Here is a 26,480-nt window from a genome sequence, read left to right as displayed (position 1 = left end):
ACTTTCTTGAGCAGGACTAAGCTTATGCAGGCTTGTTCCTACGCTTTAGCCATCGATGTGCATTAGGGACTAACTCCTTAAGTGCACGGCGATAAACATCCTTTTTGAACGCTACGACCTGGCCCAACGGATACCAATAACTTACCCAGCGCCACCCATCAAATTCAGGGCAATCTGTACCATCAACACACACGCACGCGTCAGCGCAGCGAATGGATAGCAAAAACCATTTCTGTTTCTGTCCAATACACAGGGGTTTGCTATTATGGCGAAGCATTCGCTTCGGTAAACGGTAACGTAACCACCCTCGCGTTCTACCAACAATCTCAACTTGATGGGGTTCTAGTCCCACCTCTTCCTTAAGCTCTCGGTACAACGCCTCTTCAGGGGTTTCATCCGCTTTTATGCCGCCTTGGGGGAATTGCCACGCGTTTTGTCCAACACGCCTCGCCCAAAGAAGCTGGCCACGCTCGTTCATGAGGATGATGCCAACATTCGGTCTGTATCCGTCTGCATCAATCACGAGCTCTCACCTTATAACTAAAATCTAATGCTCATCATTGTTCCATAATTCGGTGTTCCACACAATTAATCGGGGTGTTATTTGTCAATGCCATCGCTATACTGTGCAACACAATACAATCAATAGGTGATGCTGTGACACTGGCAATTTTTGACTTAGATGGCACGCTACTAAGCGGCGACAGCGACTACAACTGGGGACAATTTCTTGTCGAGAAAGGCCTTGTAGACGTCAAGGAATACAAAGAAGCAAACGATCGTTTCTTTGAACAATACCAAGCGGGCATTCTGGACATTTTTGAATACCTTGCGTTTAGCCTTAAACCTCTGACACGTTTTAGCAAAACGGAGCGCGATGCGCTTCATGCAGAATTTATGGACACAAAAGTGCGCCCAATGATGCAAGAGGAAGCCACCAAGCTATTGAAGCATCATAAGGATCAAGGCCACTTCCTGCTATTGATCACGGCAACTAACCAATTTGTTACAGGCCCTATTGCTGAAACACTGGGTATGGATCACATTATTGCGCCTGTGCCAGAAGTCATTAACGATGAGTACACAGGCAATGTAGTGGGCATTCCAAGCTTCCAAGAAGGCAAGGTGACACGTCTTAACGATTGGCTGAAAGAAACGGGGCACTCTATGGAAGGTAGCTACTTCTACAGTGACTCACGAAATGATTTGCCACTGCTTGAGTTAGTCGACCACCCTATTGCCGTGGATGCTGACCCAACACTGACCGATATCGCCAAGGAGCGCGGCTGGCCGCATATTTCCTTACGTGGAAACTCTATGTAAGGCACGACATATACCGAGGCGCTAGCGCGCTTCGGTTCGCTCACGTTTCAAGCCCGCTGTTATCCCTGCTCCAAACTATCTATATTTCGCAGCCCCTCATCCCATTTTCAGCAATGCTGCACACTGAGTATTTGTTCATCTCTCCCTCTATTAAAATTGTTAAAAGCAAATGAATAAACCTAGGTTAATTACGCATCCTTGAGAGCACATTACAGTGATGATTCAACACACTCATCACAGGATTTTATAATGAGCACTCTTCCAGCTTTACAATGGCGCTACTCCCCAAAACACTTTTCCGATCGCAAAGTACCTCAAGACCAACTCCTTGACCTCATCGAAGCAGCTCGCCTTTGCGCTTCATCTTATGGCTTACAGCCTTACAAAATATGGGTAGTAGAAGACAAGGTTATCCGAGAAAAATTGGCGGAGCACGCCTACCAGCAACCTCAGATAAGACAAAGTTCCCACTTATTAATCATAGCGAATGAGACGCAAATTGATGATCAAATTGTCGACCGCTACTTCCAACATTTCTATCAACAAACAAATACAGCTGCTGGAAGTATTGAGGGCTACGCCGACCATATCAAATCAGCCATTGCGAGTCAGACTTATCAACAACGACAATCTTGGGCACAACAACAGGCGTATATTGCTCTAGGCGCTCTTTTGAGCGAAGCAGCAATGCAAAAAATAGACGCTTGCCCCATGACGGGATTTGAGCCAGATGCATTTAATCGCATCCTAGGTTTATCCGAGAAACACCTAAACGCATGTGTTATCTGCGCTATTGGCTATCGAGAAGAGATGGCAACACCCACCAAAGTTCGTCTTCCCCTCGAAGACTTCGCGCATTTTTTTGCATAGGAGTGATGTTTAGATGATCTTCAATCAATACCTAGAAGCCCTTGAGCTTAGTGCGCCAAGGGAGCCAAGCTTGGCCTTTTTAAACGCTTTTACGATACAGCACATCGAGCGCTTCACGTTTAATAATTTGGCCGTTGTTCTGTGCCAAGATATCCCGCTCGACTTGCCTGTGCTCTTTAATAAAGTGGTACTTCGTGGTGCGGGTGGCTATTGCTTTGAACACAATAAACTTGCCTATGAAGCCTTGTCTCATTGGGGGTACAATGTCCGTTTGCTGCTGGCTCGAGTCATCAATAACAACGAACGGCCCGTACCGAGAACCCACCGCATTACTCTGGTAGAGCTAAACCAACAACGTTACTTAATCGATGTGGGCTTTGGCGCAGCGTGCCCGACGTCCCCCATTAACTTGGATAACCCACTGCCACAGCAAGCAGGATTTGAACACTATCAAATTCAGAAAAACGATCGCGGTGAGTATGAGCTTTGGCAATGTCATGAAGATGGTCCTTTTTTGCTGTATCGCTTCGACTTAGCCCAGTACAGTGATGCGGATTGCGAGTTGGGGCACTTTTACTCTCATAAACACCCAAACGCTGTGTTTAATAACAATTTGGTCGTCAGTAAGAAAACATCTACCAACGCCATATCCATCGCCAATCAACGCCTAAAATACAGCTCCGCATCAGGCACTAATATAGAGTTCATTGAGTCATCAAAAGCTCTGTTTGAGGCTCTGACAAACCTCTTTCAGCTAACAGTTGAACAAGCAGTCTGTGAATATTTATTTGAGCATTTCATTGTACCTAAAATCGATCATTCGAAAATATAAGGAGGTGCGGTTTGCAATCGATTCTTGCAGCCATAGTTTGGGCATGGCTAATGGCTTCGTCATTCATAGTCTCCGCTTACGTGACGCCCTATGCTTCACCACTTGCGGCGACAGGGTTACGCTTCCTGATGGCATTGATGCTGATGACGCCCATTTATTATTGGTTACCCAAACAGCCGGAACATTCCCTCAACAACGTACTTAGATCTACCTCTTTAACCCTGAAATATCTATTGATCAGTGGTGCATTAGTGGGCTTTTTTATTGGACTATTTAGTGCACTGAAAACCACAACGTCATTGAATACCTCAGTGATGTATACCTTAGTACCACTGCTTGGGGCTATCCTCATGTCGGCTTTTGGTAAAAGAACGTCTTGGCGACATTGGCTGGGCTATATTGTGGGCTCGGCAGGCGCCATCTGTGTCCTAGTCTTTACGCGAGAAGGGACTCTTAATTGGCATCTAGGCGATGGCATTTATTTTATTGCCTGTACATTGCTGGCTTTGCACGTTGTTAGCGTTCAGCGCTGGGGAGGAGACGTTGGCGCCTTTATCGGTGCCTTTCGCATCATGTTTTTTGGCTGTGCTTGGCTTATTCCAATCACACTTCTGTGGGGAGAGTTATCCAATGTCGCTTGGCATGCGCCTAAGTTTTGGTGGATCATAGTTTATTTAACCTTGTTTACCACTTTACTCACGTTTGTTTTACAACAAGTGATTATAAGGTTTGGCGGGGCTTCCCGCTTACTGGCCTTTAGCTATACCGTGCCAATATGGGTGGCTGTATATCAAGCCCTTCAACATCCCTCCGAGATTCTGTCCTATGGCTTTATTATCGGTTCCGGTATGGTCTTAGTCGCTCTTTTTATGATCGATAGCCGTAAAAACCTGCAAATGGAATCGTCTAATGGATAAACAGTTTTTAATGCAACAGCTGAGGCACTTCTTTGATCAATACCAAGCAGGTATAGATTGGGAGAGGTGCAAGATCGAGCCAAAGGTACATGTTCTCAATAAAGGCGAGTGTTTACTCAAACAAGGTGAGCTCAGTGATAGGATGTTCTTTCTTGGTAGCGGCTTAGTACGTTACTACAGCCTGTCTGAGAGTGGTAAAGAATACACTCAGACGTTAACTAAGGCGCCTAGACTGGTTGGCTCAACCCAAGCACTGACCCTAGCGCGGCCAGCGTTATTTAGCATCGAAGCCTTAACAACCAGTGTGGCGCTATCTTTTCATTGGCAATTGTTTTACCAGCAAATGAGCCAGGATTTGGCTTTCACTCAAGCTTACGTACGCTTTTTAGAAAGCATTTTCATTAGCAAAGAGCAAAAAGAACATGCAATGGTAAAACATTCCGCAACACAACGTTATTTGGACTTTTGTCGTGATTTTTCCGAGCTAATGGAAACGCTCCCAAAGCAGCAGATAGCCTCTTATATTGGTATTACTCCCATTGCTTTAAGCCGTATTCGTACGCAATTAAAAAACGACGAGCAATAAAAAAACGCAGCCGTAGCTGCGTTTTTTTAGGATCTTACAGGCCCATATTATTATGCACTCGATAAAACAGTGCTTTTAAGTATTCTGTTTCTGGAATCGCTGGGTGAACCGGATGATCCGGCGCTTGCGTACCGCGGTAAATCAATTGCGAGAAGCGTTCTAGCTGACGACTATTACTACGCACGATATCGTGTAAACGGCCCGTCTCAAGGTGCATTGAGCAAGAACCCGACACCAAAATACCGCCTTTCGCCACCAGACGCATGGCTAGCTGGTTAGCACGGTGGTAGGCACCTTCTCCGGCTTTAATGTCTTTACGACGAGCAATAAACGCTGGCGGGTCCATAACCACAACATCAAAGCGCTGTTTCTCTTCAATCAGAGCGTTCATCGCTTCAAAGGCGTCACCCTGCATAAGATTGGACTCACCTTCATACTGGTTCAACGCCAGGTTTGCATCCACATGATCGAGTGCGGCTTCAGAGGCATCAATGAATGTTACTTCTGTCGCACCAGCCGCTGCCGCTTGCACGCCCCAACCGCCTACATAAGAAAATACGTCTAGTACTTTCTTACCTGAACAAAAGGTCTGCATGGTTTTGCGGTTTTCACGGTGATCGTAGAACCAACCCGTTTTCTGACCATCCCAAACCGGTGCTTGGAACAAGACATCGTTTTCTTTTAGGTAAACCACTTCCGGCACATGCCCGAAAACTTCTTCAACATAAGTATCTAAGCCTTCTACGTTACGCATCTTGCCATCATTTTTCATCAAGATCGCACTTGGCTTAACGACTTCCTGTAGCGCTTCGATCACTTCATGCTTAACACGCTCGATGCCCGCAGTAGAAATTTGCACGACTAAGATATCGGCAAAACGGTCTACTACTAATCCAGATAGCCCGTCAGAATCACCAAACACCAAACGGTAGTAAGGCTCAGGGTAAACACTGTCACGCAAAGACAATGCGATCTTTAAGCGGTGAACAATAGTGGATTTATTTAAAACTGTATCAGTACTTCGGCTAATTAAGCGACCACAGATCAGCGTATTAGGGTTGATCATGGCAACGCCTAATGGCTTTCCATGAGCCGTTTCGACAATTACTTGATCTCCCGCATTGAATTGCTTTAAAGGCGTCGCATCTGTATTCACTTCATTGCTATAAATCCACTGATGGCCGGCACGAAGTCTTCTATCTGCTTGCCCTTTTAACCGAATTACACTCAAAGTACTCACCAAAGTTACGTAAAAAACGCTATTATAAATGTTCAGTTTCTGATTGCTACGTTAGTGATGTAATTCGACACATTTTCAACCGCCAAAATTTGCACAGAGGTTTTGATGTCTACGGGTCTAAATGACGAACAACTCAAACGAGTTCTACAGGGCATATCTATCCCACCACAGCCCCAGGTCATGGTAGACCTACACATGGAGCAAGCAATGCCAGAGCCTGATATGGGCCGAATTGCTCAAATCATTTCTCAAGACGTCGGCTTGTCAGCAGCGGTACTTAAATTTGTTAACTCGGCCTACTATGGCTTACCAAGAAAAATTTCTTCTATTCAACAAGCCGTGATGATGCTGGGCATTAATTCCATCTCCAATATCGTGAACGGTTTAGCCGTGAAAAGTGAGCTCTCTGACGGTGCCATTGAAGAGCTACACAACTTCTGGGACAACGCCATGGATGTTGCCTCCGTGTGTTCTAGCATTGCCAATCAAATAGGCTTTAAATATCAAGACGAGTGCTATGCATTAGGTCTATTCCATAATGCAGGCGTCCCACTCATGATGAGTCGCTTTGATGGTTATAAATCTGTTCTAGAGCAAGGTTACCAAACTTACGATTTCGAACTGACTGACATGGAAAACAAAGCCTTTCGAACCAACCATTCAGTTGTAGGCTACTACTTGGCAAAATCATGGGCTTTACCCAAAGCATGCTGTTATGTCATCGCTCACCATCACCGAGCGCAAAAGCTGTTTAATGAACGCATCGCTGGTGACAGCAAATATCTAACATTTATGTCTATTTTAAAAATGGCTGAACACATCAGTGCTACTTATAAACTTCTCGGTAAAGCTCCTGAGGATTACGAATGGCAATTGATCGGCCACCATGCCCTAGAGCATCTTGAACTGACTGAATACGACTTTGAAGGAATTATCGACACCTGTCGCGAACAAGGTATAGGTAACATGTAAGCGAACTTTCTTACTTATTAAAAAAGAGCGCCACGGCGCTCTTTTTTAATTCTATAACCTCTACCTAAGCTTTGACTTCTGTTGGGAACATAACAAGATGGTCTAAATTAACTGTCAGTCCTATTTCTTGCCCAATAGAGTGATTATGATGAGATGACGCAAAACAGTAGATCACCTTTCCTGAAGGTAATTTTACTCGATACAAAAAGTAAGAACCGCGAAACCATTTACTAACAATGAGTCCTTTAAATTCACTGTCATCGTCATGCAGTATGTCATCAGGTCGAACCAACAAGTCTACCTTAGCACCGGATTCAAAGCCGTGGTCCATATCCCCCTGAATTTCGCCAAGATCAGAATGTACGCAGTTCTCACCACAGACAACTGCAGGTAGGAAATCCCCTTGCCCAATAAACATGGCAACGAAGCGAGAAACAGGCTCGTGATAGATTTCATAAGGCGTTCCAACCTGTAGAATCTTACCCGCTTCCATAATGGCAACTTTATCAGCCATAGCAAATGCCTCGGCCTGATCATGGGTGACTAAAATCGCACTCACTTTTTCGTGCAACAAAATTGCTCGAATATCAGGCACAAGCTCTTCTCTCAATTTAGCATCCAGTCCAGAGAATGGCTCATCCATTAAAAGTAATTTTGGTTTAGGTGCTATCGCTCTTGCTAACGCAACGCGCTGTTGCTGCCCACCAGAAAGAGAATGCGGATAACGGTCTTTAAACCCAGCTAAACCAACAAGCTCCAGTAAATAGTCAATGCGGGCATTAGCCTCATGCTTAGACCAATTTTTTAAGCCAAAGGCGATATTTTCACCGATAGACAAATGGGGGAACAAAGCAATATCTTGAAATACCATGCCGATGCTGCGTCTTTCTGGACTAATCATTTCTTCCGGTGAAGACAGAACATGATTATCTAACGAGATGTTCCCAGACATTAAAGGCTCAAAACCCGCAATGGCACGAAGTAATGTTGATTTTCCACATCCACTGGGACCTAGTAGGCATCCAATTTCGCCTTGTACGATTCTAAAATTCGCATCCTGAACAATCGGTATACCTTGGTAACCAACGGCAATATGATTGAGTTTCAGTTCTTTCAACATTTTATTTGGTGGCATGGCTGTCATGTCGTTCTCCAATAACCTAATGCGCACTGGATGAAATTGAGCGGCTTAATAAAATAACAGGAAGTAGCCCAACCACAACAATCATCAGAGAAGCAGGTGCTGCATCCACTAATCTTTCATCTGAAGCGAGTTCAAAAGCACGTACTGCCAGCGTATTAAAATTAAATGGACGTAATATAAGTGTCGCCGGAAGCTCTTTAAGGACATCCACAAAAACAATTAATAGCGCGGTCAACACTGAACTTTGTAGTAACGGCACATGAATTCGGCGTAATACTTGAGCAGGAGAGCACCCTAAAGAACGCCCTGCCATATCCATACTTGGTTTTACTTTCCCCAAACCACTTTGCACAGAACCGAGTGATACGGCCATAAAGCGCACAGTGTAGGCTAACAACAAGGCAATAATAGTACCTGAAAAGAACAAACCCACCTTTTGATCAAAGGCATATTTGAACCAATCAATAATACGGTGATCAATCCACGCCAAAGGCACAATGACGCCAATCGCTATGATAGTGCCCGGCAAGGCATAACCCATCCCAGATGTCACAATAGCGGTTTGTACTCCCTTGGTAGGGTGCAAACGACCAGCGTATGCGAGCACCAGCGCCAATGATACAGCGATTAACGCCGCCAAAGCAGCAAGGTACAAAGAGTTCCAAGATAATTGAATGAAGTCCCAGCCAACGGTTTCTGCTTCAAATACAGCCCAATACAACAACACGCCAGCGGGTATCATAAACCCAGCAATCACAGGGAGAGCACACGCAAACCAGGCTGCTAGGCCATAACCTCCACGCAACTCAACCTTGCGCTGACTTGCTTTTCTCAAACCAGAAGCATGATAAGAAATTTTTCTTCGAGAATAGCGCTCTGTAAAAATTAAAACCGCAACAAACAAAAGTAAAATGCCTGCCAGCTGCGACGCGGCGGCTAGGTCACCAAATCCATAGAAGGTACGCATAATACCCGTGGTGAAAGTAGTCACACCAAAATACTGTACCGTACCGTAATCCGCTAACGTCTCCATCATGGCTAATGTCACACCAGCTACAATCGCTGGACGAGCCATTGGTAATGCCAAGCGAACAAAAGCTTGAGGTGCTGAATAGCCCAAAGTGCGACAGACTTCTAGGGTGTTAGCTGATTGTTCTAGAAATGCAGCTCGACTCATTAAATACACGTAGGGGTATAACACCAGCGACAGCATAGTGATCGCACCGCCAAGCGAGCGCATTTCAAAAAACCAATATTCTCCATAACCAAGCCCTGTGGTATCGCGAATAAACGTCTGAATTGGACCAGCAAAGTCAAATAAGCCCGTATAGGTGTAGGCAATAATGTAGGCTGGCATTGCCAGTGGCAAGAGCAATGCCCAAGAGAACAAGCTTCGACCACGAAACTCACAAACACTGGTCAGCCAGGCTGCAGGAACCCCCATTACTAATGTACCAAAAGTCACACCTAGCATGAGCAACAATGAATTGGACACATAGTCAAACAACAGGGTGTTGTATAAGTGCTGCCAAACACCACTACCACCTAGAAAGATATTAATAGCGATGACGAACACAGGCACTGCTAACACTAATGCTATAAAAATGGCAGAGATTTTTAACAAAGACACCCTACTTCGCTTTTGCGAAATAGGGTGTACATGGGTCAGAGTCGACATGGACAGATGTACCCTTTTATTATGTAATTATTTCCAGCCAGCAGCGTCCATCATCTCGACGGCTTGACGGTTGTTATCACCCAATACACTCAATGACATGGAGTCGGCCTTGAACTCGCCAAAGGGTTGCAAGCTTTTTGGTGGCGCAACGCCCTCAACTACAGGGTATTCGTTATTAACATCTGCATACCAAACCTGGCTTTCATGATTGGTTAAGTATTCAACTAAAAGCTTAGCATTATCAATATTCGTCGCAGAAGCGGTTAAACCAATACCACTGACATTCACATGAGCGCCGCGTTCCCCTTCTGCTTGGTTAGGCCAAAACAAAGCCACCGTGTTATATACTTCACGATCTTTGGCATTGTCACTTTGCCCTAATCGACCGTAATAGTAAGTATTTGCTAACGTAATATCACAAACGCCAGCAGCAACAGCTTTTAGCAAATCGGTATCACCACCAAACGGAGGGCGAGCTAAGTTGCCAACAAAACCATTTAACCATTCTTGCGTTGCTTCAGCGCCATCGGCCTCAATCATAGAAGCGACCAAAGACTGGTTATAGATATTTGAGGAAGATCGAGTACAGATACGACCTTTCCATTTTGGATCAGCTAACGCTTCGTAGGTAGAAAGCTCTGCAGCATCCACTTTTTTCGGATTGTAAAAAATGACACGTGCTCGTTGAGACAGTCCATACCAGTAACCATCGCGATCATGTAAGTTATCCGGAACCACTTGGTTCAATACGTCCGTTTCAAATGATTGCAGCACACCTGCGTCTTTCGCGCGGTATAAACGCCCGGCATCGACGGTAATAAATACATCGGCAGGACTGGCATCACCCTCCACTTGAAGACGTCGTAACAACGCATCCGCATCACCTGTCACCAAGTTAACCGTCACATCGTGTGCTTTTGAGAAAGCATCAAGGGCGGGGGCGATCAACGCTTCTTTTCGTGCAGAGTAAACATTTACTTCGCCTGCTGCATAGGACACAGACGAAGCGATTGTCGCGCCCGCTAAAGCCATGAGGGTAACACTTTCTTTGAGCCATGAGCGCTTTGACGCGCGCGAGAAATCCGCTAATGCATTCATCGTGACAACCTTAAAAAACCAAGCTTAATCTTAAAGCTAGAAACAGCTTACCTTAGAGAGATACTATAAATGAAAACTGTTTTTGTTTACATAGCTTTTCAATCGAGTACTGATTTGCATTAACAGAAGTTTATCTCTTTAAAAGGATTCAACAACTGTATAAAAGAGAGCCTCAGCTCTCTTTTATAGGACGTTAAAAAATTCACTACGCAGCCAGATGCAATACTTGAGCAAGGTGACTAGAATGATCATTCATTGGTTTACGATACTGAACCAGTGCATCACAAACTTCTTGTGGGAAATGCCATTTCATCAGTAACTCACGACCAGCATCTTGAGAGGTAAAGCCAAACCGTTCAAGTTCTGCAGCACTTCGGCTAGATTTGCTTTCTTGAATCAATTGTTGAACGGCTTTCGCTCGATTTGGTTCTGCTAAATGTAACAGCAACCGACCAATGTTATGCACAACCCCTGTCGCAAAGGCAGTATCTGCGTCAACTAAAGGAGAATGTTTAGCCAACCATTTAGCCATTTCAGCAGTCCGAAAAGTCTCGGACCAAAATTGTTTAAGGTCTAACCCTTCTACTTGTTTGACGCTACCAGCAAAACCCGACGCAATAACAAGCGTTTTAAGTCGCTCCATACCGAGCATCACGACCGCTTCATCAATCGAAGCTACTTTTCGAGAAAGTCCAAAGTAGGCGGAGTTGACAATTCTTAAGACCTTAAGAGAGAGAGTTTGGTCTTTGGCGACTTTAGCAGCGATTTCACTGTACTTAGCGTTAGGATTATCCAAAGCCATGATCAGCTCTCGAACAACTTCAGGAACATTAGGTAATTGATCTGCTTGATTTAATAAGTCGGCTGGTTTCATAGTGCATCCTCGTCAATGAATACTCATTAACTATAGACACTCGTAAAAAAACCGCATCAAACGATACGGTTTTTTTAAGAATATTATGTTGATCTGTAAATCTACTAATTCAAACCCGCGGCATGGGCAACAAGCTTTTGCTTAATTAAAGGAGATTTATGACACAACTTTAAACCCAAGTTGCGCAGCTGAACTACAGCAGGCTGTTGCGTGGTGAAAACCCGCTTAAACGCCTCCATAGAAGCGGACATCGCGATGTTATCCAGCATACGTGCTCTCTGGTAGCGGCGCAGAATTTTTAGACCACCTAGCATTTCGCCACGCTGATGGGCTTTTACTAAGATTGGCACCAATGCACTAACATCGGCAAAGCCAAGGTTCGCCCCCTGACCTGCTAACGGGTGAATTGTATGGGCTGCATCACCAATCAAGACAAAACCTTGTTGGACATAGTGTTTTGCATGGCGCTGACGCAAAGGAATGGCCATACGTGGTACGGTGAGTGATAAAGCGGTAAAGCGTCGATTGATAGCGTAAGTAAGACGACGACAAAAAGCGTCTTCTTCAAGCGCCATCAATTGCTCAGCATCGGCTGGAGACACTGACCAGACAATGGAAACATAATGCTTGTCAGCCACACTCGGCATCGGCAAAAATGCCAAAATTCCTTCCTCACCAAATGCTTGCCAAGCAGTGTTCTCATGGGCGGCATCGATCTCTACAGTAGTAACGATTGCATGATGGCCATAATCCCATTCAACGGTATCCACATTATTTTGCTGACGTAGACTTGAGTTCGCTCCGTCAGCTGCAATGAGTACCGCTCCTCGAAGCGATCGATCAGAGGCCAACACCACCTCAACACCACTTTCCTGTTCCTGATGTGAAGCAACAGCATCGTCAAAGTACAGGTCAATGCCACGGGTATCATGGACACTCTTCATTAGGGCATCACATAAGGCAGCGTTTTCCACAAGCTGGCCCAATGAGGCAGCCTGTTGATAACGCATGTCGAAATCCACATAACCATCCCCAAGACCGTCCCAAACCGCCATACGCTGATAGGGAGCTAGACGCTCTTTAGCAATGCGTTGCCAAGCCCCTGCTTGCTCTAAAAGCGTTTGTGATAAAGCTGAAATCGCGCTGACACGAGCATCATAAGCAGGTGGTGTGGACAAGGGGTAGCGGCCAGAGTGTTTGTCGATTAACGCAACAGTTAGCCCTTTTTGAGCCGTCAAGACAGCGGTCAATGCGCCGACCATACCGGCGCCCACAATGATTACATCGTATTCTCTGGCCATTCAGATCCAATCCCCAAATATAAGTTACTTCGCAGCCATTAAGGCTTCAATCTCATGAATTTCTTTCGGCAGTCCGTGGGTCAATACGAATGGGCCGTTTTCTTGGATGAGAATGTCATCCTCTATACGAATACCGATGCCGCGCCATTTCGCATCCACATTTTCATTATCTGGATTCACATACAAGCCAGGTTCCAGCGTCACAACCATGCCAGCCTCAAGAGGTCGTGCTTCACCATTTAGCTTATAACGACCACAGTCATGAACATCTAGCCCTAACCAATGGCCAGTATTGTGCATGTAAAAGTCGCGATACGCCTTGCTCTCAATCAGTTCATCGACTGAGCCATTTAACAGTCCAAGCGCCACAAGACCTTCAGTCAGCACTTTCACTGCGGCATTGTGGAACGCGTCATAAGGCGCCCCAACTACCATTTGCTCAAGACCTGCGTAGTAAGCATCCAATACCACTTGATAAAGCTGAGCTTGTGGCTCACTGAATTTACCGTTGGCAGGGAACGTTCGCGTAATATCCGACGCATAGCAACCTAATTCACCGCCCGCATCAATCAAGATCAAATCACCGTCTTCGATCTTTTCGTCATTTTTGATGTAATGCAAAACGCAGGCATTTTTACCCGATGCAACGATGTTGTTGTAGGCTGGCACTCGCGCACCTTGTTTCATGAACACATAATTCAGCTCTGCTTCCAATTGATATTCCATCATCCCTGGATGGACCGATTTCATGGCTTGGGTATGAGCTTCAACACTGATCTGCGCGGCACGCTCCATGATTTCGATCTCACCAAGATCTTTGATCAAGCGCATTTCGTGCACAGCATCACTTATATCGATGAGACCTTTTGGGGCTACGGCACCCTGACGCGCTCGAGCCGCCAGCTGATCGCGCCAATTCAATGCTTGATCACGCAATGGCTCGTCATCGATCAATAGTGCGATGTGATCAGCACCATCTAACAATTCCAAGGCAAGCTCATCCAGCTCATCCAGTTCAACCGCTTGGTCCAGTCCAAATGTCTGCATCGCCCCTGTAATGCCATGGCGAAAACCATCCCACTGTTCACGCTCTGGATCTTTCGGTAGCACAGCCATGTGACTCACACCAGAAGGCAAAATAAACAGCACAGCACTGGGTTCTTGATAACCGGTTAAATAAAAGAAGCTAGAATGTGGTCGAAACTCATAATCGCAATCGTTATTACGTGTCACCAGTTCACCTGAGCGTATGATCGCTACGGTATTTTCCGAGCCAAGTTGACTCATCAAACGCTGTCTGCGTTCACGATAAATGGCTTTCGATAAATTCATTGCTTACTCCTTTTACGTCACACTAAAGGATTAGTGGAACAGTGGTGCTTGACCGGCATCGTTATCATTTGAAATGGAATGGTGCTCAGAATACAACATCATGGCCGAAAGACGCACGTACTCAACCAATTCGGTTAAATCTGTCTCATTGTCATTATTCTCTTCCAAATCTTGCATGTCTGCTTGCATGGCAGAAATGTTGGCAAAGTCTTGTAACACCTGTTTTGCGTCATCGGATAAATTTGGCTTGTGACCGGATAGACCGTAGCCAGCTAAAAATCCATGAGCCCATTGCGATAAAGTAGTACCGCGTTCACTTAATGGCGCATCATCATCGCTCATACAAGGCACCAACGCATATTCGCCATTTTGATACAGCGCGATGGTCGACTGGTACAGCTCAACAATGGCTGCGCGACTCGCTTCTTCTTTCCAACCTTCGATATCGCAGAACTCTGCAACCATCGTCAGCCAGTCTTCTAATGGCAAACCTACGCCTGACGCAAGGTAACCACAAAGCTGACCATGTAGCTCTGCAGGGGACGCTGAAATCGACTCGGTTACGAATACATCGGCAATAAGATCGAAATCCAATGCATCTAAAAGCATGTCTGTGGACATAGTAAAACCTTATTTTTCGAATAAATAATAAAGCCGTACCCTAGGGTACGGCTCTGAATGGATCTACCTAATATAAGTCATACTTACTTAGGCACAAGTTTAGCCTATTTGTTTCAGGCCAGACTCAAGTGTTTGCAGGATCAGGGTGTTAATCGTCATTGGACCTACACCACCTGGCACAGGTGTGATCGCCGCTGCACGGTCATAAAGAGGCGCAAGCTCAATGTCACCAACACCACCTGGATGGTAGCCAGCATCGACAACAACAGCACCGTCTTTGATCCACTCTGCTTTAATAAGCTCTGGCTTACCCACTGCGCCAACAATCACATCGGCTTGTTTTACAAACTCAGGTAGGTTTTGAGTACGAGAGTGACAGATCGTGACGGTCGCGTTGGCATTCAGCATCATCATTGCCATTGGTTTACCCAAAATTGGGCTACGGCCGACAACGACTACATGCTTACCAGCAAGGTCAATGTTGTACGCATCAAGTAAACGCATGATACCGGCTGGCGTCGCAGCGCCATATGCTGGCTCTTGCATCGCCATACGACCAAAGCCAAGGCATGTAACACCATCTACGTCTTTGTGCGCAGCAATGGCATCAAAGCATGCACGCTCATCAATCTGAGCAGGCACCGGATGTTGTAACAGAATACCGTGAACATCAGAATTCGCATTCAGCTCTTCGATCTTCGCTAGCAACTCTTCTGTGGTAGTTGTCTCAGGAAGCTCAATCGCAAGTGAGTCCATTCCAACGCGACGGCAAGCATTGCCTTTCATTTTAACGTACGTCGCTGAAGCTGGATCCGCGCCTACTAGGATCGTCGCTAGAATTGGGGTACCGCCGGTACGCTCTTTTAGTTCAGCAACTTGCTTTGCCAAACGCTCTTCGGTTTCTTTCGCGCATTGTTTGCCGTCAAGAACCAGTGCAGCCATGAATGAACTCCTGCAAAATAAAAAAAGTCTGTGGTTTAAATGGGGGACGCAGATTATATCCTATAATCCTCGTCCTGCCGCCCCTATCGACGTAAATACCTCAGGAAATATTCGTCATTCGTTGCTCATTGGTAAGATATGATCCACCATTAATTGTAAATTGCGCTGCCCCCTGAACTCATTGATATCTAATTTGTACACCAATCGCGCCAATTGCGCCTGATTAGGCCAGACTGACAAATCACAAAAGAAATGAATGCCATCAATTAACATGCCGCTGTTAGGTTCACGTAAAGTCAATTTTAGATGCTTCTCGCCTACAATTCTTTGCTGTAATACCTCAAACGTTCCATCAAAACATGGCTCAGGAAAAGCTTGCCCCCATGGCCCCGCCACGCGAAGTTGCTCTGCAAACTCTAAGCTGAAATCTTCTGGGGCAAGCTCACCATCGGTATAGACGGTAGCCTCAAGCTGCTCTGGCGTTACCCACTCTTCGATAATCTGATCAAAGGCCTTAGAAAAAGCTTCATAATGCTCGGCTTTAATCGACATGCCTGCCGCCATTGCATGACCACCAAATTTCGATAATAGTGCAGGATGACGCTTGGCCAGCAGGTCTAATGCATCACGAATGTGCACGCCAGGAATCGATCTAGCAGACCCCTTTAGCGTCTCCTCATCCGCTTTTGCAAAGGCAATAACTGGCCGATGACACTTCTCCTTCATCCGTGAAGCAAGGATACCAATAACCCCTTGATGCCAATCTTCTTGATAAAAGCACATGCCATAGGGCAAATCCGATACTTCCTCGATAGAGGCTAAGGATTGCTCGGCTTGTTGCTTCATATCCGACTCAATGGCTTTACGCTCTCGGTTCAGCTGATCTAACTGTTCCGCATAAGAGCGTGCTAAAAATGCTTGCTCGCTCAGTAGGCACTCAATGCCGATCGACATATCATCTAAACGCCCTGCCGCATTCAAGCGTGGCCCCACGACAAAGCCTAAATCGGTCGCCTTAACTCGACTTGCTTCTCGCCCGCCAAGCTCTAACAAGGCAAGGATGCCTGGACGAGCTTTACCTGCTTGAATACGTGCTAGTCCCTGTTGAACCAGAATACGATTGTTCGCGTCCAACGGTACCACATCGGCTACTGTCCCAAGCGCCACGATATCAAGGTATTCGGACATATTTGGACGGGGGATGTGCGCTCTTTCAAACCAACCTCGTTGCGTAAGCTGAGCTCTTAAAGCAGACATAACATAGAAAATCACACCAACGCCTGCTAACGATTTACTCGGAAATTGGCAGTCAGGATGGTTGGGATTCACAATGGCATCTGCATTGGGCAGTACATCCCCTGGCAAGTGATGGTCTGTCACAATCACTTGCATGCCTGCTGCTTTTGCCGCGGCCACGCCATCGATGCTGGCAATACCATTGTCTACTGTGACCAACACATCCGCTTCTTGCTCTTGCACGAGTGTGACGATTTCAGGCGTTAAGCCATAGCCATATTCAAAGCGGTTCGGAACGATGTACTGTGGCTCCACCGCACCCATTGCAGTCAATGCAAGAATACCCAGAGTGGTAGAGGTGGCACCATCAGCATCGAAATCACCGACAATAACAATACGCTTCTCTTGTTCTATTGCGTCAGCCAATATGGTCGCAGCATTGTTGATATCAAAAAATTGCTTAGGGTGCGCCAAACTGGCGAGCTTATACTCTAACTCCTCTGGCCCTATCACACCTCTGGCTTGATAAATGCATGCAAGAGTTCTCGGAAATGTCTTTGGAAACAGGTTTTCAAGATGACGATCAATAGATCTTTGAATAATGCGCATGAATCGGACGTTCTACAAAGTATTTAAGTATCAGGTTTGATACAAAGATTAACATAATTTTACAACCTAATTTCGCGCTATAAAGGTAACTTGAAACATTCTGTCTTTAGTCTATGCACTTGGATTCTTAATTTTTTTTGTAAGGAAGTAAAATGAATCTGACTATAAAAACTCGCTTAGTTCTGCTTGGAACTTGTCTAGCATTTATTCCGACCTTAATAGTGGGGTTTATCTTAAGCGAGAATGCTTTAAAGGCAGGCTCAGACTCTCTTCGAGAAAGTGCACAGTCTCGTATGACAGCAATTACAGATCTGACAGCAGAGTCCATTACGACATATTTTGATTTTATCCAAGACCAAGCAACCAGTTACGCTGCCAATGTTTCGGTCATTGAAGCTAGTAAAGAATTTAACCAAGCATTTTTTAGCTATGCGAACGAGCATAGTTCAGAGCTAAGCAATAGTAAGAAAAGCTTAGCGAGCTACTACGATAATGACTTTGAGCAACAGTATAAAAGCCTCAATCAAGGGCAATCTTCGAATCCCAGCTCGATCTTAAACGCTTTAAGCCCTGAAGCAGTCTTATTGCAATCAGTATATATTTCGGACAACAAAGCCCCCTTGGGCGAGAAAGACTCGATGATCAGCGCTAACAATGGGTCCACATACGATGCTGTTCATAATCGCTATCATCCGATGATGCGAAACTTTCAACAAACATTTGGTTATTATGACGTATTTATTGCTGAAGCAAAAACTGGGCATATTATTTATAGTGTTTTTAAGGAATTGGATTTTGCTACATCCCTTCTAACAGGGCCTTATAGCAATACAGGCATTGGACAAGCATTTAAGAGTGCTTTAAATGGTGCTGAACGTGGAAAAACTTACCTAACAGATTTTGCTCCTTACGGTCCTTCATATAATGCGCCAGCATCTTTTATCTCCACGCCAATTTACGATGGCAACTCACTCATTGCTGTGCTGATTTTCCAAATGCCTGTGGATCGCATCAATGACGTTATCAACCATGAAAAATCTTGGGAGCACAATGGGCTAGGCCAGACAGGCCAGAGCTATTTAATTGGAGCAGACCAAAAACTACGCAGTAATGTTCGACAGATGTATGAAGGTAAGGAAGAGTATTTATCTGAACTCAGCCAAGTTGGAGTAAACTCAAGCCAAATAAAAGAAATTGATGTACGCGATACGACTATTGGGCTACTAAATATTACCCACCAATCAGTCGAAGAAGCTCTGAACGGTAGATCAGGCAATACTATTGAAATGAACTACCTCGGACAGCAAGTTCTAGCTTCTTACCAGCCATTGTTCATACAAGGGCTGAAGTGGGGGTTAATTACAGAAATCCATGAAGAGGAAGCTTTAGCTCCGATCACAGCGTTATCCAATACCATACAAAGAAATATATGGATTGCAGCGATCACAGCCTTAATCGTAGGGGCTATACTTGGTTACCTCGTTGCGATGTATTTGACTCGCCCTATTAAGCACATGATTAATATGGTAAACGAGCTCTCCAGCGGAGAAGGAGACTTAACACAACGCTTACCGATTAACGGCAAAGACGAGCTTTCAGAACTCAGTTCAGGAATCAATAATTTTATTGCCCAAATTGATAGCACACTTTCTAACGCGCTTAAATCCGTCGCTAGATTGATCCCTATTTCAGAGGACACAGCATCTGTAATCAACAAGCTCAATAGCGCGAATGAGAACCAGCAGGCACAAGCGGAGCACTTAAACTCTCTCTTAACTCGCACTAATGAAGCATCAGAAGCAGTATCTATTGAGCTTAAAGAAGTAGACGCTGCCACCAAATCCGGTGAGATTAAGGTGAATTCAAGTAGCCGTGAAATCAGTAGTGTAGCGGATACAATAGGAACTATGTCAAATGACATCACTGCAGCGATGAGAGCCCTTGAGACCCTAAAAGAAGACACACAAAAGATCACTGGAGTCATCGATGTTATCAATGGCATTGCTGAGCAAACAAACCTATTGGCGTTAAATGCAGCCATTGAGGCCGCTCGTGCAGGTGAAGCCGGACGCGGATTTGCTGTCGTTGCCGATGAGGTTCGTACGTTAGCCTCTAAAACCAGCGAATCCACCAATGAAGTCGCAGCCATGGTTTCCGCTATCCAAAACAGCACCTCTAGTGTGTCAGACCTCATGAATAGCAGCGGCCAAAGCGCAGAACGGTCGGTCAACCAAGTTCAGGAAAGTGTTCAATCGCTGGATAGCGTTAATGAAGCAATGCACACTATCACTATGAAAGTGAGAGAAATCAGCCAATCAATAGATACTCAGCAGAGTAATTTTGTGCAAGTAACCGATAGCTATACACAAATGAATTCTAGCTTCGAGGAGGTCCGTGATCAGAGTTTACGCTCAGGACAAGTGGGCAACGACGTAATGAAGCTAGGGCATAAAATTACAAACCAGCTCGAACGTTTCAAAGTGTCAGCAGAAGACATATCAATGTCACGGCGCAATGAGATTCGGGAAGACAAATAAAGTTTTGCCGACAAATGTTACCTAGAGGATCATCAAAATATATCTTTAGAGTATTTTAGAACTTGTAACGCACCGCAAGGGTGCGTTACATAAATCAAATTATTTAGCACGTTTAATGGATTTAACTACACGATCGCTAATTTTTACCTCTCATTTAAAACAACCTCAGTTATTATCCACGCCCACTAAAAATCCCACTCTATAAACGTTTAAAGGTTGGTTTTATGGGCAGTCATACCTCATTTTCAGGCCAAGATCAGTCAGGCCAAAGCACATCAGGACAACGCTTTGCCTTGATCGCACTTACATCACTATTCTTTATGTGGGGCTTTATCACCTCACTGAATGACATTCTCATCCCACACTTGAAATCTGTCTTTTCATTGAATTACACACAAGCAATGTTGATTCAGTTTTGTTTCTTTGGTGCATACTTTTTAGTCTCGGTTCCAGCAGGCAATCTCGTCAAAAAAGTGGGCTTTCAGCGTGGTCTAGGGATAGGACTTATGATTGCGGCGGCAGGCTGCTTGCTATTCATCGGTGCTGCCAAAGTTCAAGTCTATTGGGTCTTCCTGACGGCACTCTTCGTTCTTGCATCGGGTATTACGATTCTTCAAGTTGCAGCTAACCCTTTGGTTACGATTATGGGCCCTGAAGAAACCGCTTCTAGCCGTCTAACGATGACGCAGGCATTCAACTCCCTAGGTACAACCGTTGCTCCAATCATCGGTAGTATTTTAATTTTCTCAGCGACAGCAGAATTTGCAACCAAATCACAAGAAGCAGAAAGCGTTATCTTACCCTACTTCGGCCTAGCAGTTGCTCTGATCGCATTGGCACTGATTTTTACACGCATTTCACTGCCTACCCCAAACTTGGAAGAAGACACTCAAGTTGGAACCGAGCAAAGCAGCCTGATGGAGTTTCGCCATCTAGTGTTAGGTGCTGTAGCCATCTTCATGTACGTTGGTGCTGAAGTATCGATTGGTAGTTTCTTAGTGAACTACTTCGGTCTTGAAAACATTGCAGGCATGCCGGAATCTGAAGCAGCACATTACATTGCTTATTACTGGGGTGGTGCTATGGTTGGCCGCTTTGCTGGTGCAATTTTGATGCAGAAAATCGCTGCAGGTAAGCTATTGGCATTCAACAGTGTTGCATCTGCGGCTCTGATTGCCCTATCGATTGCGAGCGAAGGCTCTGTCGCTATGTACTCCATTCTGCTGGTTGGTCTTTGTAATTCAATCATGTTCCCAACCATCTTTAGCTTGGCGCTTAAAGGTCTAGGCGTAAACACTAGTCGTGGCTCAGGCTTATTGTGTCTAGCAATTGTAGGTGGCGCTATTGTCCCTGTTATGCAAGGCGGTTTAGCGGATAATATTGGACTACAAGTATCATTTGTATTACCTCTGATTTGCTACTTATACATTGCTTATTACGGCCTAATCGGTTCAAAAGTTCGCTAACAGACAGACGTTTACATAAAAAAGCCTTTGAAGTGATCTCCAAAGGCTTTTCGATACTAAATCTATAATGGTTACTTTGCTGCAACCACACAATTTCTTCCGCGACTTTTCGCTTCGTATAACGCTTTATCTGCACGCCCTACGGCCATCAAAAACGTTTCTGTCGCACCAAGTTCAGATATACCAATACTGACCGTCGCACTAATTTCATGGGACTCATCAAACTTCAAGGAAGCATTTTCTATTAGATTACGTACCGATTCAGCAAACTTTTCATGATCATTTTGCAGATCGACTACTAATAAAAACTCCTCCCCTCCCCATCTAGACAAAAGACATTCTCGGCCCACTAGGAAACCTGTCATACTTCTAGCCACAAGTTTCAGATACTCATCACCATACTCATGACCATACTTATCATTAATTGATTTAAAGTGATCTATGTCCAGCAAGAAAATAGACGGCTTATACCATGCCTTATTTTTTAGTTGCTGTTCTAAGCCACGACGATTTAATAAGTTTGTCAGAGGGTCCGTCGTTGCAGCTAACTCAAGCTTACTCGACAACTCTTGTAATGATTGATTGAATCTTGATGAAATGTACTCATAGATCGTTGATAAGAAAGCAATCAGTATAAATGAATACACTATACGGGACTTCAAATCATGGTGATAACCTAGCTGGTCAAATGGAGATGAAATAAAGAACAGGATATATACCAATGCCAATATAAAGATAAAAACTTCAAGCAGTCCACGCTTCAAACCATGAAGAAAGAGTGATACAGGAGGAATACAATAAATCCATACATGACCCGTACCATTTACTCCACCGCTGTATACTAAGTACAACATTAGAGTGTAAAGCGGATATAAAATGACATTAGCTGAAAATAAATAATTGTTTGTTTTACGCAAATACAAATGATTTAGCGTATAAATCGTAGCAATACAGAGCAAACTGACGCCAACAAGAAGGTTACCCTTCAACAAGGACAAGATGCCTAGTGGAGCAGTAAATAATACTCCAACTAAACAAAATAAATTGATTATGAACGTTCTTCGAGAGGTATTAGTAAAAGAATGATTTATAGCCCCAGCATTCAATGTCATTGAAAACCATTGCTTCCATCGAATACTCCATGATGTTGTTTTTTTCTTAGACATACTTCGTAGATATCACATTTCGATCATATACACATGACAATAGCTCAAAAATCAAACAGAGGGCTAGTAAAGTTTTTTATTTTGCTGGATAAAGACGAGACAATAAGACAGGCACAGCAGTTTCAACTTTCAGAATACGGTCTCCTAGATGCACACATTGCATTCCAGCGTCAGACCATTTCTGCATCTCAAAATCATTCCAACCGCCTTCAGGACCTATCGCCAATACACAAGCTTGCTCTAAATCAACCGGACAAGGTTCTGCTTGATATGGGTGTGCGACCAACCCCATGCGTTCCACCAATAAATCAGGTAAAACGTCTTCAACAAAAGGACGAAAGCGTGTGTACTGATGCACCTCAGGCAGCACCGTATCTCTAGCCTGCTCAAGACCTTCGACAAGGCAATCATAAATAGAATTTTCTTTTAAAACAGGACTTTGCCAGTAGCTTTTCTCTACTTTTGCTGAATGTAACAAGTGGATTTTTTTAACGCCCATGGCCGTAATATTCATCAAGGTTCGCTTGAGCATATTAGGGCGTGGCAGCGCCAACACAAGCTCCATTGGCAAGGGCTTTGGCGGCTCATTTTCCAGCGCTTCCATAGTTACTAGCCAGTCGGATTTATCCAGCACGGCATCACCAATCAAACCATTTAATACCCCGACACGAAGCTTATCGCCATGGTCTTTCTTCAATACTTTGGAAATGTGCTCAATCTGACGATCACTCAGTTTGTATTGTTGATCCGAGAGCGCCTGTTCTGGTGCAAGCAATATAAGATTCATGGGCTTAAAACTCAGTCAGTAAGAGAGGCAGTAAAGGAAAAGATAGTAAAAGAGGAAGAGATCGAGCAAGCAGAAGCGATCTGCTTGCTCGAAAGAGGCTTAAATGCGCTCTGCAACGAAGCCTTGCACGGCAGCAAGATCGTTATCGATCACATCGTACGCTTCTTCGCGCTCGAATAGATCTTTCATATGCTCTGGCAGACTCGGAGACTGACAGCCCGCTTTTTCCACTGCTTCAGGGAATTTCACAGGGTGTGCTGTCGCCAAGGTAATCATTGGTACAGACTTGTCTTTCCAGCACTGACGAGCTGCTTCTAGACCGATCGCAGTGTGTGGATCAAGTAGGTACTGAGTCGAATTGAAAACCTCAGAAATCACTTCACAGGTACGAGCATCATCGACTTTGTAACTGTCGAAATTCTCTTTTACGTACTTCCAAGCTTCGTCATTCAGCGTCACGTCACCGGCGTTAAAGCGCGCCATTAGATCGGCTAATTCAGCGCTATCACGACCATGCGCATCAAACAACAAACGCTCAAAGTTACTTGAAACCATGATGTCCATACTTGGAGAAAGCGTTACGTTTAGGGCCTGACGGCTCATATCGTTGGTTGCAATCGTACGGTGTAGGATATCATTCTGATTTGTCGCTACCACAAGCTGATCAATTGGTAGACCCATTTGCTTAGCCAAGTAACCTGCAAAAATATCACCGAAGTTACCTGTTGGTACAGAGAACGATACTTTGCGGTGCGGACCACCAACAGCCAAAGCAGAAGAGAAGTAGTAAACGATCTGAGCCATGATACGTGCCCAGTTGATTGAGTTTACAGCACCCAGTTTCGCACCTTTTAGGAATGATTGATCAGCGAAGCTTGATTTCACCATGCCCTGACAGTCGTCGAAGTTACCTTTTACAGCAATGTTGAACACGTTATCATCAATCACTGTCGTCATCTGACGACGCTGTACTTCAGATACACGCTGGTAAGGGTGCAGGATGAAGATGTCTAGATGCTCAGAGTGACGGCAGCCTTCAATTGCAGCAGAACCGGTATCACCAGACGTTGCCCCTAGGATCACTAGTTTCTCACCACGCTGGCCTAGTACATAGTCCATCAAACGACCTAGCAATTGCAGAGCGAAGTCTTTGAACGCCAACGTTGGCCCACGGAATAATTCCAATACCCATTCGTTGTTGTCTGTTTGCACCATTGGCGCAACCGCTGAGTGATTGAAGCCAGCGTAAGCTTCATCAATCATGCGTTTGAATTCTTCAGCAGGAACTTCGCCTTCTACGAAGGGCCACATTACTTTGAACGCAAGCTCTTGATAGCTCAAAGATGCCCATGAAGCGATTTCTTCAGTCGAGTACTTTGGTAGCTGCTCTGGAACGTAAAGACCGCCATCGCTCGCCAAACCTGCTAGCAAAACATCGCCAAAGCTTAATGCTGGAGCTTGGCCACGAGTTGAAATGTATTTCATCAATTTATCCTCTTACGCCAGATTTTCTACACGGATGCGCTGAACAGCGCCTGCAACATCTGGCAAAGCTTCGATTGCTGCAATGGCAGCATTCATATTGCGTTCTTTCACGTCATGAGTCATGACAACAAGCGGTACTAGATCACTGCCTTCACGTTCGCGCTGAATCACAGACTCAATGCTGATACCGTTCGTTGACAGAATTTGGGTAATGTTCGCAAGTACACCTGCACGGTCTTGAATTGTCATGTTTAGGAAGAAGCCACATTCAATTTCATCCATTGGTAATATAGCTTCATCAGACAATTGATCGGCTTGGAATGCCAAATGCGGTACACGATTCGTTGGATCAGCGGTCAGAGTTCGTGCCACATCAATAATATCAGCGACAACTGAAGAGCCCGTTGGCAATGCACCCGCACCCGCCCCATAGGTTAATGTTGGGCCCACGGCATCACCTTTCACCATCACAGCGTTCATCACGCCATTTACATTGGCTAGTAGTGCTTTTTTGGAAATCAATGTAGGGTGAACACGAAGCTCAACACCCGCCTTAGTACGACGAGCAATACCTAGATGCTTGATGGCATAACCCATTTCCTGAGCAAATGACACGTCTTCCGCAGTAATACGGCTAATGCCTTCGGTATAAGTTTTCTCAAACTGAAGCGGAATACCATAGGCAATGGATGCAAGAATCGTTAACTTATGTGCCGCATCAATGCCTTCTACATCAAAAGTTGGATCCGCTTCGGCGTATCCTAGTTCTTGAGCTTCTTTAAGAACATCATCAAACGCACGACCTTTTTCACTCATTTCAGTCATGATAAAGTTACCAGTACCGTTGATAATACCAGCCAACCATTCGATCTTGTTTGAAGACAGACCTTCACGAAGGGTTTTGATGATTGGAATCCCACCGGCAACTGCGGCCTCAAAAGCCACCATGACACCTTTCGCCTGAGCTTTTTCAAAGATTTCATTACCATACTCGGCAATCAGAGCTTTGTTTGCAGTAACGATATGCTTGCCATTTTCAATAGCTGTTAATACAAGCTCTCTAGCAACGCTAGTACCACCGATTAACTCAACGATGATGTCGACTTCTGGGTTATTGGCCACATCAAAAATATCGCGGGTAATATCAATATCAGTCGTGTCACAGGTAGGATTGTCACGACGCGCACCAATTTGCTCAACAACAATGCTTCGGCCTACACGTCGCGTAATTTCTTCTGCATTTTCTTGCAGAATGTTAAATGTACCGGAACCTACTGTTCCAAGACCACAAATTCCGACTTTTACCGGTTTCAAAACGATACCCCACAACTGACGGTTTTAATAATATTGATTTTCGCTGATACCAAGCGATTTTTTAGTTCAATGATTATACCGTCAGAAGCGGATAAACCCAACGCAGAAAAGACTGAACTGCCTCATTGTTTGGTAGATTCTTTGGCTATA

General features: G+C 44.9%; 23 protein-coding genes. 8 read left to right on the top strand and 15 right to left on the bottom strand.

The features are described 5' to 3' along the window. Nucleotides 1-22: 22 nt before the first annotated feature. Nucleotides 23-523, bottom strand: coding sequence for an RNA pyrophosphohydrolase (locus JHD44_RS16655; RefSeq protein WP_133564939.1), 501 nt, complete (start codon nt 521-523; stop codon nt 23-25). A 134-nt stretch (nt 524-657) separates the two neighbouring features. On the opposite strand from JHD44_RS16655, the gene JHD44_RS16650 reads away from it, so the two are divergent. From JHD44_RS16650 to JHD44_RS16630, 5 genes are all read left to right on the top strand, one after another. Next, the gene (locus JHD44_RS16650) at nt 658-1,323 is read left to right on the top strand and encodes an HAD family hydrolase (protein WP_199463895.1); all 666 of its coding nucleotides are present in this window, start codon (nt 658-660) and stop codon (nt 1,321-1,323) included. A gap of 249 nt (nt 1,324-1,572) precedes the next feature. Then, nucleotides 1,573-2,193 carry a nitroreductase family protein gene (locus JHD44_RS16645; protein ID WP_199463894.1) on the top strand — a complete coding sequence of 207 codons (621 nt, stop codon included), beginning with the start codon at nt 1,573-1,575 and terminating at the stop codon, nt 2,191-2,193. A gap of 13 nt (nt 2,194-2,206) precedes the next feature. Then, nucleotides 2,207-3,025: an arylamine N-acetyltransferase family protein gene (locus JHD44_RS16640; RefSeq protein ID WP_199463893.1), complete on the top strand. Its 819-nt coding sequence runs from the start codon at nt 2,207-2,209 to the stop codon at nt 3,023-3,025. Nucleotides 3,026-3,036: 11 nt separating this feature from the next. Continuing rightward, nucleotides 3,037-3,942: a DMT family transporter gene (locus JHD44_RS16635; protein ID WP_233402248.1), complete on the top strand. Its 906-nt coding sequence runs from the start codon at nt 3,037-3,039 to the stop codon at nt 3,940-3,942. Continuing rightward, complete coding sequence (locus JHD44_RS16630; protein ID WP_199463892.1) at nt 3,935-4,528, top strand: Crp/Fnr family transcriptional regulator; 594 nt, start codon at nt 3,935-3,937, stop codon at nt 4,526-4,528. The genes JHD44_RS16635 and JHD44_RS16630 overlap by 8 nt, the downstream gene beginning before the upstream one ends. A 34-nt stretch (nt 4,529-4,562) precedes the next feature. Here the strand turns inward: JHD44_RS16630 and JHD44_RS16625 are convergent, their stop codons facing one another. Continuing rightward, complete coding sequence (locus tag JHD44_RS16625; protein WP_199463891.1) at nt 4,563-5,759, bottom strand: class I SAM-dependent rRNA methyltransferase; 1,197 nt, start codon at nt 5,757-5,759, stop codon at nt 4,563-4,565. Nucleotides 5,760-5,873: 114 nt separating this feature from the next. On the opposite strand from JHD44_RS16625, the gene JHD44_RS16620 reads away from it, so the two are divergent. After that, a complete protein-coding gene (locus JHD44_RS16620; protein ID WP_199463890.1) occupies nt 5,874-6,740 on the top strand; it encodes an HDOD domain-containing protein in 867 nt (288 codons plus the stop codon). Between the two features lie 64 nt (nt 6,741-6,804). On the opposite strand, the gene JHD44_RS16615 is transcribed toward JHD44_RS16620, so the two are convergent. From JHD44_RS16615 to recJ, 9 genes are all read right to left on the bottom strand, one after another. After that, the gene (locus tag JHD44_RS16615) at nt 6,805-7,884 is read right to left on the bottom strand and encodes an ABC transporter ATP-binding protein (protein WP_199463889.1); all 1,080 of its coding nucleotides are present in this window, start codon (nt 7,882-7,884) and stop codon (nt 6,805-6,807) included. Between the two features lie 16 nt (nt 7,885-7,900). Continuing rightward, entirely contained in the window at nt 7,901-9,562 is a 1,662-nt protein-coding gene (locus JHD44_RS16610) for an ABC transporter permease (RefSeq protein WP_199463888.1), read from the bottom strand. Nucleotides 9,563-9,589: 27 nt separating this feature from the next. Beyond that, entirely contained in the window at nt 9,590-10,660 is a 1,071-nt protein-coding gene (locus tag JHD44_RS16605) for a Fe(3+) ABC transporter substrate-binding protein (protein WP_199463887.1), read from the bottom strand. Between the two features lie 205 nt (nt 10,661-10,865). After that, entirely contained in the window at nt 10,866-11,534 is a 669-nt protein-coding gene (locus JHD44_RS16600) for an HDOD domain-containing protein (protein ID WP_199463886.1), read from the bottom strand. Nucleotides 11,535-11,638: 104 nt separating this feature from the next. Beyond that, nucleotides 11,639-12,835, bottom strand: coding sequence for a UbiH/UbiF/VisC/COQ6 family ubiquinone biosynthesis hydroxylase (locus JHD44_RS16595; RefSeq protein ID WP_199463885.1), 1,197 nt, complete (start codon nt 12,833-12,835; stop codon nt 11,639-11,641). Nucleotides 12,836-12,859: 24 nt separating this feature from the next. Continuing rightward, complete coding sequence (locus tag JHD44_RS16590; RefSeq protein WP_199463884.1) at nt 12,860-14,167, bottom strand: aminopeptidase P N-terminal domain-containing protein; 1,308 nt, start codon at nt 14,165-14,167, stop codon at nt 12,860-12,862. Between the two features lie 30 nt (nt 14,168-14,197). Continuing rightward, complete coding sequence (locus JHD44_RS16585; protein ID WP_199463883.1) at nt 14,198-14,788, bottom strand: UPF0149 family protein; 591 nt, start codon at nt 14,786-14,788, stop codon at nt 14,198-14,200. 99 nt (nt 14,789-14,887) lie between these two features. Beyond that, complete coding sequence (folD, locus tag JHD44_RS16580; protein WP_199463882.1) at nt 14,888-15,730, bottom strand: bifunctional methylenetetrahydrofolate dehydrogenase/methenyltetrahydrofolate cyclohydrolase FolD; 843 nt, start codon at nt 15,728-15,730, stop codon at nt 14,888-14,890. A gap of 114 nt (nt 15,731-15,844) precedes the next feature. After that, nucleotides 15,845-17,575: a single-stranded-DNA-specific exonuclease RecJ gene (gene recJ / locus JHD44_RS16575; protein WP_199463881.1), complete on the bottom strand. Its 1,731-nt coding sequence runs from the start codon at nt 17,573-17,575 to the stop codon at nt 15,845-15,847. Between the two features lie 152 nt (nt 17,576-17,727). Between recJ and JHD44_RS16570 the strand changes: the two genes are divergently transcribed. Continuing rightward, nucleotides 17,728-20,112: a methyl-accepting chemotaxis protein gene (locus JHD44_RS16570; protein WP_199463880.1), complete on the top strand. Its 2,385-nt coding sequence runs from the start codon at nt 17,728-17,730 to the stop codon at nt 20,110-20,112. A 224-nt stretch (nt 20,113-20,336) separates the two neighbouring features. Next, entirely contained in the window at nt 20,337-21,578 is a 1,242-nt protein-coding gene (locus JHD44_RS16565; RefSeq protein WP_199463879.1) for a sugar MFS transporter, read from the top strand. Nucleotides 21,579-21,649: 71 nt separating this feature from the next. On the opposite strand, the gene JHD44_RS16560 is transcribed toward JHD44_RS16565, so the two are convergent. The 4 genes from JHD44_RS16560 to JHD44_RS16545 form a co-directional block, all read right to left on the bottom strand. Continuing rightward, the gene (locus JHD44_RS16560) at nt 21,650-22,690 is read right to left on the bottom strand and encodes a GGDEF domain-containing protein (protein WP_325097114.1); all 1,041 of its coding nucleotides are present in this window, start codon (nt 22,688-22,690) and stop codon (nt 21,650-21,652) included. 130 nt (nt 22,691-22,820) lie between these two features. Further along, nucleotides 22,821-23,531 (bottom strand): 16S rRNA (uracil(1498)-N(3))-methyltransferase, encoded by a 711-nt coding sequence (locus JHD44_RS16555; protein WP_199463877.1) that lies wholly within the window; start codon nt 23,529-23,531, stop codon nt 22,821-22,823. Nucleotides 23,532-23,630: 99 nt separating this feature from the next. Further along, nucleotides 23,631-25,016 (bottom strand): threonine synthase, encoded by a 1,386-nt coding sequence (gene thrC, locus JHD44_RS16550; protein WP_199463876.1) that lies wholly within the window; start codon nt 25,014-25,016, stop codon nt 23,631-23,633. A 12-nt stretch (nt 25,017-25,028) separates the two neighbouring features. Further along, a complete protein-coding gene (locus tag JHD44_RS16545) occupies nt 25,029-26,330 on the bottom strand; it encodes a homoserine dehydrogenase (protein WP_199463875.1) in 1,302 nt (433 codons plus the stop codon). Nucleotides 26,331-26,480: the final 150 nt, after the last annotated feature.

It is taken from the genome of Marinomonas ostreistagni, from assembly GCF_016461785.1.
GTDB lineage: Bacteria > Pseudomonadota > Gammaproteobacteria > Pseudomonadales > Marinomonadaceae > Marinomonas > Marinomonas ostreistagni_A.
Note: the sequence above shows the minus strand (reverse complement) of the source record. Positions and strands in the feature narration are given on the sequence as shown.

Coding starts and splice junctions, on each gene's coding strand:
- JHD44_RS16640 (WP_199463893.1), top strand. CDS start 2,207: ATGATCTTCAATCAATACCTAGAAGCCCTTGAGCTTAGTGCGCCAAGG.
- JHD44_RS16555 (WP_199463877.1), bottom strand. CDS start 23,531: ATGAATCTTATATTGCTTGCACCAGAACAGGCGCTCTCGGATCAACAA.
- JHD44_RS16615 (WP_199463889.1), bottom strand. CDS start 7,884: ATGACAGCCATGCCACCAAATAAAATGTTGAAAGAACTGAAACTCAAT.
- JHD44_RS16590 (WP_199463884.1), bottom strand. CDS start 14,167: ATGAATTTATCGAAAGCCATTTATCGTGAACGCAGACAGCGTTTGATG.
- JHD44_RS16630 (WP_199463892.1), top strand. CDS start 3,935: ATGGATAAACAGTTTTTAATGCAACAGCTGAGGCACTTCTTTGATCAA.
- thrC (WP_199463876.1), bottom strand. CDS start 25,016: ATGAAATACATTTCAACTCGTGGCCAAGCTCCAGCATTAAGCTTTGGC.
- JHD44_RS16645 (WP_199463894.1), top strand. CDS start 1,573: ATGAGCACTCTTCCAGCTTTACAATGGCGCTACTCCCCAAAACACTTT.
- JHD44_RS16560 (WP_325097114.1), bottom strand. CDS start 22,690: ATGACATTGAATGCTGGGGCTATAAATCATTCTTTTACTAATACCTCT.
- JHD44_RS16570 (WP_199463880.1), top strand. CDS start 17,728: ATGAATCTGACTATAAAAACTCGCTTAGTTCTGCTTGGAACTTGTCTA.
- JHD44_RS16610 (WP_199463888.1), bottom strand. CDS start 9,562: ATGTCGACTCTGACCCATGTACACCCTATTTCGCAAAAGCGAAGTAGG.
- JHD44_RS16600 (WP_199463886.1), bottom strand. CDS start 11,534: ATGAAACCAGCCGACTTATTAAATCAAGCAGATCAATTACCTAATGTT.
- JHD44_RS16565 (WP_199463879.1), top strand. CDS start 20,337: ATGGGCAGTCATACCTCATTTTCAGGCCAAGATCAGTCAGGCCAAAGC.
- JHD44_RS16605 (WP_199463887.1), bottom strand. CDS start 10,660: ATGAATGCATTAGCGGATTTCTCGCGCGCGTCAAAGCGCTCATGGCTC.
- JHD44_RS16585 (WP_199463883.1), bottom strand. CDS start 14,788: ATGTCCACAGACATGCTTTTAGATGCATTGGATTTCGATCTTATTGCC.
- JHD44_RS16620 (WP_199463890.1), top strand. CDS start 5,874: ATGTCTACGGGTCTAAATGACGAACAACTCAAACGAGTTCTACAGGGC.
- JHD44_RS16595 (WP_199463885.1), bottom strand. CDS start 12,835: ATGGCCAGAGAATACGATGTAATCATTGTGGGCGCCGGTATGGTCGGC.
- recJ (WP_199463881.1), bottom strand. CDS start 17,575: ATGCGCATTATTCAAAGATCTATTGATCGTCATCTTGAAAACCTGTTT.
- folD (WP_199463882.1), bottom strand. CDS start 15,730: ATGGCTGCACTGGTTCTTGACGGCAAACAATGCGCGAAAGAAACCGAA.